Below are 14,378 nucleotides of genomic sequence, written 5' to 3' on the forward strand. Positions count from 1 at the left end.
GAGGCGATCGCATTCCTGACGCCGCCGCTTCATCCCGCTTCTTGGGGAATTCGATAGATGGCGGGGACGATTCACCCGAATGGCCGGCCTGTACACTCACTGTACGGTATACTTGACGCATCGGGCGATATGTCCTGCGGCCTTGATTGACGAAGCGGTCCTGCTTGCGCCAAGGGATAAGGGGCAACGACGCGCAAACCGGGTGGGCTGGAGAAGAGCAGGAAGAGTGCCGGACAATTCCAATTCCCGGACGGTTGTCACCGCCCGCCGCATCGAGGCGAACGTACCGCGGCCGCTGCGGCGCTTCCTGGCGCTTGCGGATTTCGAGCCGGCGGCCCGCCGTCATCTGCCGCGCCAGATCTATGGCTATTATGCCGGTGCTGCCGAGACGAATGCCGCGCATGCCGGCAACAGCCGGGCGCTGGCCGCCCTCGGGCTGGTGCCGCGCGTGCTCGTCGATACCAGGGCGCGTTCGACGCGCCATTCCCTGTTCGGCCAAGCCTATGCCCTGCCGGTCGGCATCGCCCCCATGGGGCTGTCGGGCCTCGCCACTTTCGAAGGAGACCTGGCGCTCGCCAGGGCCGCCGCAGCCGAGGATGCCCTGATGGTGGCCAGTGCCACTTCGCTGATCCCCTTGGAGAGGCTGGCCGAGGAGGGTGGGGCGCGCTGGTTCCAGACCTATCTGCCGGGCGAACCCGAACGCATCAGCCGCATGGTGGCACGCGTGGCGGCCGCAGGCTTTGAGACGCTGGTGCTCACCGCCGACGTGCCGGTGGCGGCCAATCGCGAGAACAATGCCCGTACCGGTTTCTCGACGCCCTTGAAACCGAGCCTGCGATTGTTCTGGGACGGCATCACCCATCCGTCCTGGTCGCTGGGGACCTTTGCCCGCACCCTGGCCGGCGGCATGCCGCGCTTCGAGAACATGGATGCCTTTCGCGGCCCGACCCTGCTGTCCCGCAATGCGGTGCGGGATATCGGCGCCCGTGACGGGCTCGACTGGAGCCATCTCGATTTCATCCGGCGGTCATGGCGCGGCAAGCTGGTAGTGAAGGGCATTCTCGCGCCCGAGGACGTCGCGACTGCGCGCGCGAGAGGCGTCGACGGCGTCTGGATCTCCAATCATGGCGGGCGCCAGCTCGATACGGCGGTCGCTCCGATGACGGTCCTGCGCGAGGCCGTTTCGGAGGCTGGCGAGATGGCGGTGCTGATCGATGGCGGCTTCCGCCGGGGCACGGATGTCCTCAAGGCGCTGGCGCTCGGGGCCGACTTCGTCTTCGTCGGGCGTCCTTTCCTGTTTGCCGCCGCCGTGGCCGGGGAAAGCGGAATCCGTCACGCTTTCGGCCTCCTGCAGGCGGAAATCGCCCGCAACATGGCCATGCTGGGCGTGAGCGGCCTCGACGAATTGCAACCGGTGCATGTGCGGGCGGTAGGCTGATCGCGGCGCATCACCGAAGCCGCAACAAATCGTCAGCTTTCCGAAAACTCTCTTGACCTTCCCATGATGTCAAGCCTTACGCCCTGTCCCGGAAGGCTGGGAGACCAGCGCGAATCGATTGAGAGGCATGGGACGGGCTGATGAACGACCATCACCATCATCACGGCCACCACCACGATCATGCCGGGGCACATTCCGGCGTGAAGGACCCGGTCTGCGGCATGGATGTCGATCCGGCGACCGCCAAGCATTCCATTCAGCATGAAGGGCACCCCTATTATTTCTGCTCGGCCGGCTGCAAGTCGAAATTCGAGGCGGAGCCGGGACGGTATCTCGGCGGGCGCAAGCCCGCGGTGTCCGCGCCTGAGGGCACGATCTACACCTGCCCGATGCATCCCGAGATCCGGCAGGAAGGACCGGGGTCCTGCCCGATCTGCGGCATGGCGCTCGAGCCGCTGCAGGTCACGGCCGAAGCCGGCCCCAATCCCGAGCTCGCCGAGATGACGCGCCGTTTCTGGGTCAGCCTGGTGCTGACCCTACCGGTCTTCATCCTGGAGATGGGGGCTCATCTCGTCCCGGCGCTGCATCATCTGGTGCCGCCGGCCCGATCAGCCTGGATCCAGCTCGTCCTGGCCAGCATCGTGGTGCTGTGGGGCGGCTGGCCTTTCTTCGTCCGCGGCTGGCAGTCCGTGCTGCGCCGCAGCCTCAACATGTTCACCCTGATCGCCATGGGCACCGGCATCGCCTGGGTCTACAGCCTGGTGGCGGTGCTCGCACCCGGCCTGTTCCCCGACGCCTTCCGTGGTGATGACGGCAGCGTGGCCGTCTATTTCGAGGCGGCCGCGGTGATCACCGTGTTGGTGCTGCTCGGCCAGGTGCTCGAACTCAGGGCCCGCGAACATACGTCGGGGGCGATCAGGGCCTTGCTCAACTTGGCTCCGAAGACGGCGACACGCATAGGGGAAGATGGTTCGGAGGAGGAGATCACGCTCGACAAGGTGGCGGTCGGCGACAGCCTGCGCATCCGTCCCGGCGAGAAGGTGCCGGTGGACGGCAGCGTGCTGGAGGGGCGCTCCTCACTCGACGAGGCGCTGGTGACCGGCGAATCCATGCCGGTGGCCAAGGCCGTCGGCGACAGCGTCATCGGCGGTACGCTCAACCAGACCGGCGCTTTGGTGATCCGCGCCGACAAGGTCGAGGGCGACACCATGCTGGCCCAGATCGTCCAGATGGTCTCGCAGGCGCAGCGCTCGCGGGCACCGATCCAGCGCCTGGCCGACCAGGTAGCCGGCTGGTTCGTGCCCCTGGTCATCCTGATCGCGGCGGTGGCCTTCATCGCCTGGGCGATCTTCGGGCCGGAGCCTCGCTTGGCCTATGGCCTTGTCGCCGCGGTCACCGTGCTGATCATCGCTTGCCCCTGTGCTCTCGGCCTGGCGACGCCGATGTCGATCATGGTCGGCGTCGGCAAGGGCGCGGGCCTCGGCGTGCTGGTCCGCAATGCCGAAGCGCTGGAGCGGCTGGAGAAGGTCGACACCCTGGCGGTCGACAAGACCGGCACGCTCACCGAAGGGCACCCGACCCTCACCGCCATCTGGCCCGCCGAAGGCTTTGGCGAGGACGACTTGCTGCGGCTGGCGGCCAGCGTGGAGCGGGCTTCCGAACATCCGCTGGCCCGGGCCGTGGTCGCGGCGGCGGAGGCGAAGGGCCTCGCCTTGTCTGCGGTTGTGGATTTCGACTCCCCCACGGGCAAGGGTGCGCGGGGGACCGTCGAGGGGCGGCTGGTTCTCCTCGGCAATGCGGCCTTCATGGCGCAGGAGGGCGTCGCGGTCGCCCTGGCTGCGGAAGCCGACCGGCTGCGCCAGGACGGGGCGACGGTGATCTTCGCCGCTGTCGACGGTCGCCTGGCCGGCCTGCTCGCCATTGCCGATCCGGTCAAGGAAACCACGCCGGCCGCCCTGGCGGCTTTGCGTGAAGAGGGCATCCATGTCGTGATGGTCACAGGGGACAACCGCGTTACCGCCGAGGCCATCGCCCGCCGGCTCGGCATCGATGCCGTCGAGGCCGAGGTCCTGCCCGAACGCAAGAGCGCGCTGGTCGAGGCCTTCAAGCGCGAGGGCAAGGTGGTGGCCATGGCCGGCGACGGCGTCAACGATGCGCCGGCCCTGGCGGCGGCCGATGTCGGCATCGCCATGGGCGCGGGCACGGATGTGGCGATCGAGAGCGCCGGGGTCACCCTGGTCAAGGGCGATCTCCTAGGCATCGTGCGGGCAAGGCGGTTATCGCAGGCCACCATGGCCAATATCCGCCAGAACCTCTTCCTCGCCTTCGTCTACAACGCCGCCGGTGTGCCCGTCGCGGCCGGGGTGCTCTACCCCGTCTTCGGCATCCTGCTGTCGCCCATCATCGCCGCGGCCGCCATGGCGCTCTCCTCCGTCAGCGTCATTGCCAATGCGTTGCGCCTGCGCACGCGCCAGCTTTGAGCAAGGATTATCGGTATGAACAGACGTGAATTTCTGCTCTCCGGCGTCGCCGCCCTGGTGATTTCAAGCCCTGCCGCGGCGCAAATGCAGGATCATTCCAAGCATGGCATGGATATGCCGGGCATGTCGCCAGGGGATGGCAAGACGGCGGTTCCCGCGGCCTTGCCTGTGTTGCCTGAAGGCGCCCCACTGCGCGACCTGCCCCGTCTCGCCAATCGGGCCAGCGGGCCTGGGCGTTTCGAGGCCGATCTCACGGCCAAGCCCGCCATCGCCCGCTTTGCCGAAGGGATCGAGACGCCCGTCCTCGCCTATGACGGCGAGACGCCCGGCCTCCTGATCGAAGTGACCGAGGGCGACAAGGTCGCCATCCGCTTCGCCAACCATATTCCGGGCGAAGAGACCACCATCCACTGGCACGGCATGCCGGTGCCGGCGGAGCAGGACGGCAATCCCATGGACCCGGTGGCCTCAGGCGCCGATCGGCTCTACGCCTTCGAGCTGCCGGAAGGCAGCGCCGGCAGCTACTGGTACCATCCCCATCCCCATGGCCGCACGGCCGAGCAGGTCTATCTCGGTCTCGCCGGGGCCTTTATCGTCAAGCCGCGCCAGGATCCCATCCCGGCCGCCTATGGCGATACGCCGCTGTTCTTTACCGATCTGAGGCTGGCAGCCGATGGCTCGATCCCCGCCAACACCATGGCGGACCTGATGAACGGGCGGGTGGGCGACCATGTCCTGGTCAACGGCCAGAAGAAGCCCGTCTTGACACTGCCTGCCGGCAGCCGGCGCCGCTTTCGCCTGTTCAACGCCAGCAATGGGCGCTTCCTGCGCCTGACCTTCGGCACGGCGCCGGTCACCCTGATCGGCAGTGACGGCGGCCTTCTCGAAGCGCCGGTGCCCGGGCTTCGGGTCATCGATCTCGCGCCCGCCGAACGGGCAGAGGTCGTCGTCGCCTTCGACGAGCCGGGGCAAGTAGTGCTGCGGACGGAGGATGTCGATCATGGCTGGATGGGGCCGGGACGTCCCGACACCGCTGCCGATCTGATGACCATCGAAGTTACGCAGGAACGGGCCGGGCCGGTCCCGCCTCTGCCCGCCAGGCTGCGCAGCATCGCCGATCTCGGCCCGCCCGTCGCTACGCGCCGCCTCGAATTCACCGAAACCATGTCGATGGGGGAGGGGGGCATGAAGATGGGCTTTCTTATCAACGGCGCCTCCTTCGACATGAACCGGGTCGATGTCGTCGCCAAGGCGGGGCAGACCGAATTGTGGGAGATCGCCAATCTGGCGGACATGGATCACCCCTTCCATCTTCACGGTACGCAGTTCCAGCCGGTGGAGACCGAGCGGGACGGCCGGGTGAGCAAGGCGCCCTATCGCGCCTGGAAGGATACGATCAATGTGGCGCGCGGCGAAACCGTGCGCCTGCTGGTGCGGCAGGAACAGCCGGGCCTGCGCATGTATCATTGCCATATCCTGGAACATGAGCAGCTGGGAATGATGGGCGTTGTCGAGGTGCGGGCCTGATCCTATCGCCCGCCTTGGCTGCAAAAGCCTAAGTCTTCTGCATGAGTTCGGGGGGCTTGTAGACGAAAGGGTTTCAGCTAGGATGAATGACTGGCCGCGGGTAAGGAACTCGAGGAACTTACTTTGCGGCCGGTACCGGAAGAAGCGTACACATCAAGAATAGAGCGGTATCATCGTCTGGGGACGTTCGTTGAAACGGACTGTCCCGGCAGGGAGGAGGCCGCCGGCTTGGCGGTGTCGGGTCCGGTTTTCCCCTGATCCACCACCCCCTCGTCTGGAAAGCCTCATCATGCCGATCCACCGCCGTTCACTCCTGGCTGGCCTGTTGCTTGCCGGAATACGGCCGGAGAGAGTCCTGGCTCGGGCAGCCGTGGAGGCGGGCTCGATCCTGGGCGCCAGCGGCGAAAGCACCGCGCAGGCCCGTGGCCGCACCCGTCTGCTCGCGGTCGGCGATCCCGTCTATCTCAACGATCTCCTGGCGACCGGCGAGAGCGCGCGGTTGTCGGCGCAGCTTGGCGAGGCCACCCGCTTGCTGCTGGGCGCCCGCACGAGGGTGCGCATCGATAAGTTCCTGATCGACCGGGGCGGCAAGCTGGTGCTCGAGCGCGGCGCCATTCTGTTCGACCGCCCGCATGATCGCCCGTCGGGGGAACTCGGCGTTACGACGCCGTTTGGCCTGATCGCCGCTCGCGGCACCCGGTTCTTCGCCGGGCCGAGCTGGGGCAAGTTCGGCGTCTATGTCGAGGATGGCATCGTCGACGTCGCTACCAGAGGGGGAACGGTGCGGCTCACCCCTGGTTTCGGCACCGAGCTTACCAGCATGCAGGTCCCGCCGGCCAGGCCCGCGGCCTGGAGCCGCCTGCGCATCGGCGAAGCCTGGGCCGCCGTGGTCGGGTCGCGCCACACTTTTGGTGGTGGTGACATCTCGCCTTCGGGTGGTGGGGACATGCCGTCGCCGGGCGGTGCCGGTAAGCCGTCGGATCACACATCGGGCGGCAGTCACCCCGCGCCGAAATAGTTCCGCCGCTTCACTGAAGCGGAACAGACCGGCGCGAGTGGTCGCGTGTTGGAGACGATCTGCTGGGCGACCGGCATCGATCATGGTAGCGCGGCGATGGGGCTTTCCGCCTTGTTCAGTGCGCGGTCCGAGCCTCGATGGCCCGGATGACCGCTGCCATGTCGGACGTACCGAGGCCGAGATCCTGTGTCTCGCCATAGAGGGTATGGCAGATGTCGAGCAGGGGTGAGGCAAGCCCAGCGCGGCGGGCTGCGTCGGCAACCAGGCGGTTGTTCTTCAACACATCGGCGATCGAGGCCTGGACCGCAAAATCACCCTCGACCAGTTTTTGCAGTTTGATGCGGGAGACCGGGCTCGCCATCGGGCCGGCATCGAGAATGGCCCGGAATTGCTGCATGTCGAGACCATGCTGCCCGGCAAAATGGGCGGCCTCGGCAAGGCCAGTCACCATGGTGATCAGGAACAGGTTGACGGCGAGTTTCATCGTCAAGGCGCCGGGAACGCTTCCGCAGTCGAAAGCCTGATGGCACATCGCAGCGATCAGGGGACGGATCTCGGCAAGCGCGCCCGCATCACCTGCCAGCATGGCCACGAGCTGTCCGGCTTCGGCCGGCTTGCGGGAGCCGGAAACCGCAGCTTCGACATAGTGGCCGCCGGCGGCGCGGATGTCCTGGTCGAGCCGGCGCGAATCTTCCGGCGAGATCGTGCCCATCTGCACGATGATATGGTCGGCGACCCGGTTTTCGAAATCCATCGAGCCGCGGCCGAGCACCGCATCGATCGCGGCCGTGTTCGCCAGCATCAGGATCACGATGTGCGCCGTGGCGAAGACCTCGCCGGGGCTGACGGCCACCGCGGCACCGGCAGCTTGCAAGCTGGCGTATTTGTCCGGGGAGCGGTTCCAGACCACCAGCGGCGTTCCCGCCTTTACGAGATTGAGCGCCATGGGTTCCCCCATGACGCCGAGACCGATGAAGCCGACAGGCATGATGACGCGTTTCTCGTCCTGAAATCTTCGGGGAAAGGATCCTATCCAGCGGTCCCGCGCCAATCTTGAACGATTGTGCGGGCTCGCAGTACGGGGCCACCCCGGTGCTCTGGGGCAGCGTGGCGGATGGATGAGCGTTGCTGCCTTCCCAGTGCCGGGGGAAGCTGATTCAGGACTCGATCCGCTTCCAACCCTGCAGCAGCCGTCGTGTCGCCACCTCGAAGCTGAAATAGTTGCCGCCGCCCGCCGCCCGCCGCCTGGTCGTGGCGGCGGTCGATCGGGGCGGACAGGAGGCGGCAGAGCAGGAGCGTGCCAACCCCGCCATGGGCGACGATGGCGATGTCGCCATGGCTGCGATCGGCCGCCAGGATGGCGTCGACGGCGGCGGCGATGCGGTTCTGGGCGTCGATGGCGCGCTCCCAGCCGCGAATGCTGAGCTCCGGATTGGCGAAGAAGGCGTCGGCGGTGGCCTCGAATTCGGGTGACGGCAGGAATCCGGTCGCCGAGCGGTCATTCTCATGCAGGGCCGGCACCACCTGTACGGGCAGACCGAGATGACCGGCCAGGATCTCGCCGCCGTCACGCGCCTTGCGTTCGTCACTGGAGTGGACGGCGGTAATGCGCGTGACGAAACCATGCCGGTTGAAGGCCTCGTGCCGGGCCCGGCCCCTGGCCGAGAGCCGCCATTGCGGCACTGGAATGGCCGGGTCGATCTCGACGTCCGCATGGGTGATGAAATGGGCGATCCTGGTGGCGGTCAAGCGTCGGTCTCCAGCGGTCGCGGCAACGAATCCTCGCGGTTCATCCCGTCCGAAGGGAAGGGCGATTGCCATCCCCTTCGGGCTGATCGCATCAGGCGCGGCCCTGGGGCTCGGGCAGCCGCATCGCCGCCTGGCGCTCGATCATCCAGCCGGGATATTCGCGGGGCAGGGCACTGACGGCATCGAGACGGGCGAGTTCGTCGGCGCTCAGCACCACATCGGTGGCGGCCAGGTTGTCGTCGAGCTGCTCGATGGACTTGGCGCCGATGATCACGGACATCACGAAAGGCCGATGCAGCACGAAGGCCAGCGCGATGCGGGCAACGGACACGTTGTGGGCCTGCGCGATCTCGCGCATCACATCGATGCAGGCGAAGGCTCGGTCCTTGTCGACGGGCGGAAAGTCGAAATTGGTCCGGCGCGCGCCGTCCGGGCCTTTGCCGTCGCGATCGATCTTGCCCGAGAGCAGGCCGCCGGCGAGCGGGCTCCACACCATCAGGCCGAGCTTTTCAGCCTCCAGCAGCGGCACGATCTCGCGTTCGAGGTCACGCCCGGCGACGGTGTAGTAGGCTTGCAGGGTGGAAGGCCGCGTCCAGCCATGCCGGTCGGCGAGGCCGAGGGCCTTCATGATCGTCCAGGCAGACCAGTTGGAGAGGCCGACATAGCGTATGTGCCCCTGCCTTACGAGATCGTCGAGGGCGCGCATGGTCTCCTCGATCGGCGTGAAGCGGTCGAGGCCATGGATCTGGTAGAGATCGATATAGTCGGTGCCGAGGCGTTTCAGGCTGGCCTTGACCGCATCCATGATGTGGCCGCGCGAGGCGCCCCTGTCGTTTGGCCCCGGGCCGACCGTGCCGAGCGCCTTGGTGGCGAGCACGATATCGGAGCGCTTGCGGCCGGAATTGACGATGGCGCGGCCGGTGATCTCCTCCGACAGGCCACCCGAATAGACATCGGCGGTGTCGATGAAATTGATGCCGGCATCGAGGGCGCGGGCGACGATGCCGTCGGCCAGGCTCTGGTCGAGCGTGCCGATCGTGTTCCAGAACTCGTTGCCGCCACCGAAGGTCATGGTGCCCAGGCAAAGCTCGGATACGAAGAGGCCGCTGCTGCCAAGTGTCTTGTAGCGCATGAGATGAAATCCATGAATCAAGGGGATGGAAGCTGCCGCTCTGGCGGCAGGCAAGGGGCGGGAGCCCGGCTCCCGGCCACGCTTCGAAGATAGACCCCTACCGGCGAGGCCATAAGCCGGCGCCGGCTCCACACGCTGTATAGCTGTGCTATACAGTCGAACCGTATTCCCTTCCAGCGACGCAGAGATGGCACGTAGCGACCCCTTCGACGGCTTGTCCGAATTCCTCGCCATCGTGCGCCGGGGTAGTTTCCGCGCGGCAGCCATCGAACTCGGCGTTACTGCCGGGGCGGTGAGCCAGGCGCTGCAGGGGCTGGAGCGCCGGCTCGGCCTGCCGCTCCTGCACCGCACCACGCGCAGCCTTGCCCTGACCGAGGAAGGCGAGCGCCTCCTGGCCCAGCTCGGGCCTGCGGCCGAGACCATCCTGGGCGCGCTGGACGATCTCGTGCAGTCGCGGGCCAAGCCCTCGGGCACGCTGCGCCTGCTGGTGCATCGCATGGCGCTGGTGCATGTCCTCGAACCGGTGCTGCCGCTGTTTCAGCAGCGTTGGCCGGAGGTGCATGTCGACGTGACAGTGGATTCCACCCATGCCGAGCTGGTCGAGGGTGGCTTCGATGCCGGCATTCGTGTTGGCGAGTTCATCGACAAGGACATGATCGCCGTGCGGGTGACGCCGCCCTTTCGCTGGATGGTGATGGCCTCCCCGGCCTATCTCGCCCGGCATGGCCGGCCGCAAGCGCCCGAAGACATCGCCCGGCACCAATGCCTGCGTTACCGGCGGCCGGATGTCGGCGATATCTATCGCTGGGAGTTCGAGCGGGACGGCCAGGCGCTCAGTATCGAGCCGCCCGGCGCCATCGTTGCCAATGATCCCTGGCTGCTGCGGACCCTGGCCGTACAAGGCATGGGGCTGCTCTATGGCTCGACCCTGCAAACGGCCGGTGAGCTCGCCCAGGGGCTGCTGGAAACGGTGCTGGAGGAATTTTCGCCGGCCGGCGACAGCCTTTTCGTCTATTTTCCCCGCACCAGCCGGAGCCAGCCCAAGCTGCGCGCCTTCGTAGAAGCCTGCGCCGAGCATCTGCGTCAATCCGGTGTTTCCGGCCTTCCGTAGCATCGGGTTTGGTGCCACAGATGAATGGTCGGACTTTTGAGTCGGCGTTGCATCGCCGCTTTGGGGAACGCGGCAATCCAAGAACGAGCAGGCTCGAACAAGAGGAACCTGCAAGATTTCAAATACTTGCAGGATTTCTCATTATTGCCCGTCCGCGGAGAACATTGAGAAATCCTGCTTAGGGGAAACGACCATGGGCGAACAGGGACATCCGGCGGAACAGGGCGGCGCGGTCAGCCTGACCGATTTTTACGGGCTGGAAGGCAAGGTCGCGGCCGTGACCGGCGGTGGCAGCGGCATCGGGCTGGCGGCGGCGCAGGCCCTGGCCGCGGCCGGGGCCGAGGTGGTCATTCTCGATCGGGCGCCGGTGGGCGAGGACGTGCTGGCAAGCGTCAGGGGCGCACACCGCGCCGAAGCGCTCGTCATGGACGTGACCGATGAGGCCGAGGTGACGGCGCGTTTCACTGAGATCGCCGCCCGCCACGGCCATATCGACATCCTCGTCAACAATGCCGGCCTCGCCATCCGCGATGCGGCCGTGGATCTCAGCCTGGAAGCGTGGGACAAGGTGGTGGCCGTCAACATGACCGGCGTCTTCCTGTGCGCGCGCACCGCGGCCCGCCATATGATCGCGGTCGGGCAGGGTGGGGCGATCATCAACACCGCCTCGATCATGGCCCTGTCGGGCGGCGGCGTCTATCCGAACATCTCCTACCAGACCACCAAGGGCGCCATCGTCAATCTCACCCGCGCCCTGGCGGTGGAATGGGCGCCGCATCGCATCCGTGTGAATGCGGTTGCTCCCACCTATGTTCGTACGCCCTTCATCGCGCCACTACTGGCCCAGCCCGAACTGATGCAGCGCATCGAGGCGATGACGCCGCTGCGCCGCATCGCCGAGCCGCATGAGGTCTCCCCGGCGATCCTCTTCCTCGCCGGTCCGGGCGCCGCCATGGTGACCGGCCATACGCTTCCGGTGGATGGAGGCTATCTGGCTCAGTAAAGCCGAGGCTCAGACGTTGCGTGATCCTCAGTTTCGTGGAAGTTTGCGCGCGAAGGCGGCGCTTTATCCGCGAAATTAAGAAGAAAATATTGAGGAAACACCAATGAATAGTAGCGCTTCTGCCGAGGCTGGGGATCTGGCGCCTGGTTTGTTGGATCGTGAACGCATCGTGGCGCGGCCGGGGTTCAATCGCTGGCTCGTACCCCCTGCGGCACTGGCCATCCATTTGTGCATCGGCATGGCCTACGGCTTCAGCGTCTTCTGGCTGCCTCTAGGACAGGCACTCGGCATCAGCAAGCCGGTGGCCTGTGCGGTCGATCCCGGTTTCTGGGGTGCTCTCGTCGGTCTGGGGCGGGCCCTGTTCACCACGAGTTGCGACTGGCGTGTCTCCGACCTCACCTTGACCTATACGCTCTTCTTCGTGCTGCTCGGCTCGGCCGCCGCCATCTGGGGCGGCTGGCTGGAGCGCGCCGGGCCGCGCAAGGCCGGTGTCGTGGCCGCCCTGTGCTGGTGCGGCGGACTGCTCATCTCGGCGGTCGGCGTCTATATCCACCAGCTCTGGCTGATCTGGCTGGGCTCGGGCGTGATCGGCGGCATCGGCCTGGGCCTCGGCTACATCTCTCCCGTCTCCACGCTGGTCAAATGGTTCCCGGACCGGCGCGGCATGGCCACCGGCATGGCGATCATGGGCTTCGGCGGCGGTGCGATGATCGGCTCCCCCCTGGCCGATATCCTGATGAATCATTTTAAGAGCGCGGACAGCGTCGGGGTCTGGCAGACCTTCGTGACATTGGCCGTGATCTATTTCGTCTTCATGATGGCGGGCGCCTTCGGCTATCGCGTGCCGCCGGCCGGCTGGCGCCCGGAAGGGTGGACGCCGCCCGAGAGCACCAAGGCGATGATCACCTCGGGCCATGTGCATCTGTCCAATGCCCACAAGACCCCGCAATTCTGGCTGATCTGGGCGGCGCTCTGCCTCAACGTCTCGGCCGGCATCGGCGTGCTCGGCATGGCCTCGCCGATGCTGCAGGAGATCTTTGCCGGCTCGCTGATCGGCAAGCCGGAGATCGCCTTCGGAGCGCTCGATGCGGGGCAGGCCAAATTGGTCGCCACCATCGCCGCGAGCTTCGTCGGCCTGCTCTCTCTGTTCAACATCTTCGGGCGTTTCTTCTGGGCCTCGCTGTCCGACAAGCTCGGCCGCAAGCTTACCTATGCCACCTTCTTCGGCCTCGGCATCGTGCTCTATGCCTCGGCACCCTGGGCTGCCCATGCCGGGCTGCTGGCGGTGTTCGTCGCCTTTTTCTGCGTGATCGTCTCGATGTATGGCGGCGGCTTTGCCACGGTTCCGGCCTATCTCGCGGACATGTTCGGCACCCAGTTCGTCGGTGCCATTCATGGCCGGCTGCTGACGGCGTGGTCGACGGCGGGGATCGTCGGGCCGGTGGTGATCAACTACATCCGTGACGCCCAGATCGCCGCTGGCGTGCCCCGGGCCCAGGTCTATGACCGCACCATGTACATCCTCGCCGGCATGCTCGCCGTCGGCTTCGTCATCAATCTCATGATCAAGCCGGTGGCGTCCCGCTGGTTCATGAGCGATGCCGAGGTCGCGGCCCTGCAAAAGCGCGGCGGGACGCAGGAAGAGAGATCCTCGGGCATCGGGCGGGGCGGGTTGAACGGGCCGGCTGCCCTGGCCTGGCTGGCCGTCGGCATTCCCATTCTCTGGGGCGTATGGATCACCTTCTCCAATGCGTTGAAGCTGTTCCACTAGAGCGAAATCCCCCCGTATCGAGAAAGAACGGGACGGAGAACCCAATGCAGTTCACTTAAGCGTTTCGAGGGGCTCGACCTTTGTCATTGCCGGGCTTGACCCGGCAATCCAGCTCCCCGACGGTTCGTCCGTGCGGCTTCTGGGTAGCCGGATCAAGGCCCGGCTATGACGAGACGGGGAACCGGTCTTCCGGTTGATTGCTTGCCCTCCTTAGGAACGGCTTGCCACAACGCGATCGAGAGCGGCGACCTCGTCTGCCGGCAGGTCGAGCTCTGCCGCTGCGAGGTTGGCGTGCAGATGCGCGACGGAAGACGTGCCTGGAATCAGCAGAATGTTGGGCCCGCGGCGATAGAGCCAGGCGAGCGCGACCTGCATGGGCGAGGCACCGAGGCGCCGGGCAACCTCCGACAGGGTCGAGGATTGCAGCGGCGTAAATCCGCCGAGCGGGAAATAGGGCACATAGGCGGTACCCTGGCGGGCGAGATCGTCGATCAGGGCGTCATCGGCCCGGTGGGCGAGATTATAGTGGTTCTGCACGCAGACGATCGGGCAGATGCGGCGTCCTTCGGCGATCTGCGTCGCGGTGACGTTGCTCAATCCGACATGCCGGATGAGGCCCTGCTCCCGAAGCTCGGCGAGAACGGTCAGCGGCGCTTCGATCGAACCCTCGGCCGGCCCGTGAACGTCGAACATGACGCGAAGATTGACGACGTCGAGGACATCAAGCCCGAGATTGCGCAGATTGTCGTGCACCGCCTGGGTGAGGGCCTCCTGCGAAAAGGCGGGAAGCCATGACGCGTCCTCGCCACGCCGGGCGCCCACCTTGGTGACGATGACGAGATCGTCGGCGTAGGGGTGCAAGGCCTCGCGGATCAGCCGGTTGGTGATGTGCGGGCCGTAGAAGTCGCTGGTATCGATATGGTTCACGCCGGATGCGACGGCTTCGCGTAGCACAGCCAGGGCCGCGTCCTGATCCTTGGGTGGACCGAACACGCCGGGACCGGCAAGCTGCATGGCGCCATAGCCGAGGCGCTTCACGGCACGGTCGCCGAGGTTGAAATTGGCGGACTGGTTGGTTGAGGTCATGGTCGATCTCCTGTTCGTCCGGTGTAGCTAGGGCCTGTCAATTGGCGCGACAATCGGCCATAA

The 14,378-nt window shown here is 66.2% G+C and carries 11 protein-coding genes; 7 read left to right on the forward strand and 4 right to left on the reverse strand.

Annotated features, from left to right (window positions below):
- Nucleotides 1-226 precede the first annotated feature (226 nt).
- From QM672_RS02280 to QM672_RS02295, 4 genes are all read left to right on the forward strand, one after another.
- Complete coding sequence (locus QM672_RS02280) at nt 227-1,438, forward strand: alpha-hydroxy acid oxidase (RefSeq protein ID WP_415080501.1); 1,212 nt, start codon at nt 227-229, stop codon at nt 1,436-1,438.
- 140 nt (nt 1,439-1,578) lie between these two features.
- Entirely contained in the window at nt 1,579-3,918 is a 2,340-nt protein-coding gene (locus QM672_RS02285) for a heavy metal translocating P-type ATPase (protein ID WP_415080502.1), read from the forward strand.
- A gap of 15 nt (nt 3,919-3,933) precedes the next feature.
- Entirely contained in the window at nt 3,934-5,445 is a 1,512-nt protein-coding gene (locus tag QM672_RS02290) for a multicopper oxidase family protein (protein ID WP_415080503.1), read from the forward strand.
- Nucleotides 5,446-5,734: 289 nt separating this feature from the next.
- The gene (locus tag QM672_RS02295; protein WP_394311665.1) at nt 5,735-6,463 is read left to right on the forward strand and encodes a FecR domain-containing protein; all 729 of its coding nucleotides are present in this window, start codon (nt 5,735-5,737) and stop codon (nt 6,461-6,463) included.
- Between the two features lie 115 nt (nt 6,464-6,578).
- Here the strand turns inward: QM672_RS02295 and QM672_RS02300 are convergent, their stop codons facing one another.
- The 3 genes from QM672_RS02300 to QM672_RS02310 all read right to left on the reverse strand — a co-directional run bounded on the left by QM672_RS02300 (nt 6,579) and on the right by QM672_RS02310 (nt 9,344).
- Nucleotides 6,579-7,451, reverse strand: a complete 873-nt coding sequence (locus QM672_RS02300) for an NAD(P)-dependent oxidoreductase (protein WP_415080504.1) — start codon at nt 7,449-7,451, stop codon at nt 6,579-6,581.
- Between the two features lie 41 nt (nt 7,452-7,492).
- A complete protein-coding gene (locus tag QM672_RS02305; protein ID WP_415080505.1) occupies nt 7,493-8,212 on the reverse strand; it encodes a histidine phosphatase family protein in 720 nt (239 codons plus the stop codon).
- A 91-nt stretch (nt 8,213-8,303) separates the two neighbouring features.
- A complete protein-coding gene (locus QM672_RS02310) occupies nt 8,304-9,344 on the reverse strand; it encodes an aldo/keto reductase (RefSeq protein ID WP_415080506.1) in 1,041 nt (346 codons plus the stop codon).
- A 187-nt stretch (nt 9,345-9,531) separates the two neighbouring features.
- Here QM672_RS02310 and QM672_RS02315 point away from each other — a divergent pair, with 187 nt between their 5' ends.
- The 3 genes from QM672_RS02315 to QM672_RS02325 all read left to right on the forward strand — a co-directional run bounded on the left by QM672_RS02315 (nt 9,532) and on the right by QM672_RS02325 (nt 13,229).
- Complete coding sequence (locus tag QM672_RS02315) at nt 9,532-10,455, forward strand: LysR family transcriptional regulator (RefSeq protein WP_311944655.1); 924 nt, start codon at nt 9,532-9,534, stop codon at nt 10,453-10,455.
- 193 nt (nt 10,456-10,648) lie between these two features.
- On the forward strand, nt 10,649-11,458 hold the full coding sequence (locus QM672_RS02320; protein ID WP_394311670.1) for an SDR family NAD(P)-dependent oxidoreductase: 810 nt from the start codon (nt 10,649-10,651) through the stop codon (nt 11,456-11,458).
- 103 nt (nt 11,459-11,561) lie between these two features.
- Nucleotides 11,562-13,229 carry an OFA family MFS transporter gene (locus QM672_RS02325; protein WP_415080507.1) on the forward strand — a complete coding sequence of 556 codons (1,668 nt, stop codon included), beginning with the start codon at nt 11,562-11,564 and terminating at the stop codon, nt 13,227-13,229.
- A gap of 210 nt (nt 13,230-13,439) precedes the next feature.
- Here QM672_RS02325 and QM672_RS02330 read toward each other — a convergent pair whose 3' ends face one another.
- Entirely contained in the window at nt 13,440-14,315 is an 876-nt protein-coding gene (locus tag QM672_RS02330) for an aldo/keto reductase family oxidoreductase (RefSeq protein ID WP_415080508.1), read from the reverse strand.
- Nucleotides 14,316-14,378: the final 63 nt, after the last annotated feature.

The sequence above is a fragment of the Labrys sp. (in: a-proteobacteria) genome (assembly GCF_047605565.1).
Taxonomy (GTDB): domain Bacteria; phylum Pseudomonadota; class Alphaproteobacteria; order Rhizobiales; family Labraceae; genus Labrys; species Labrys neptuniae.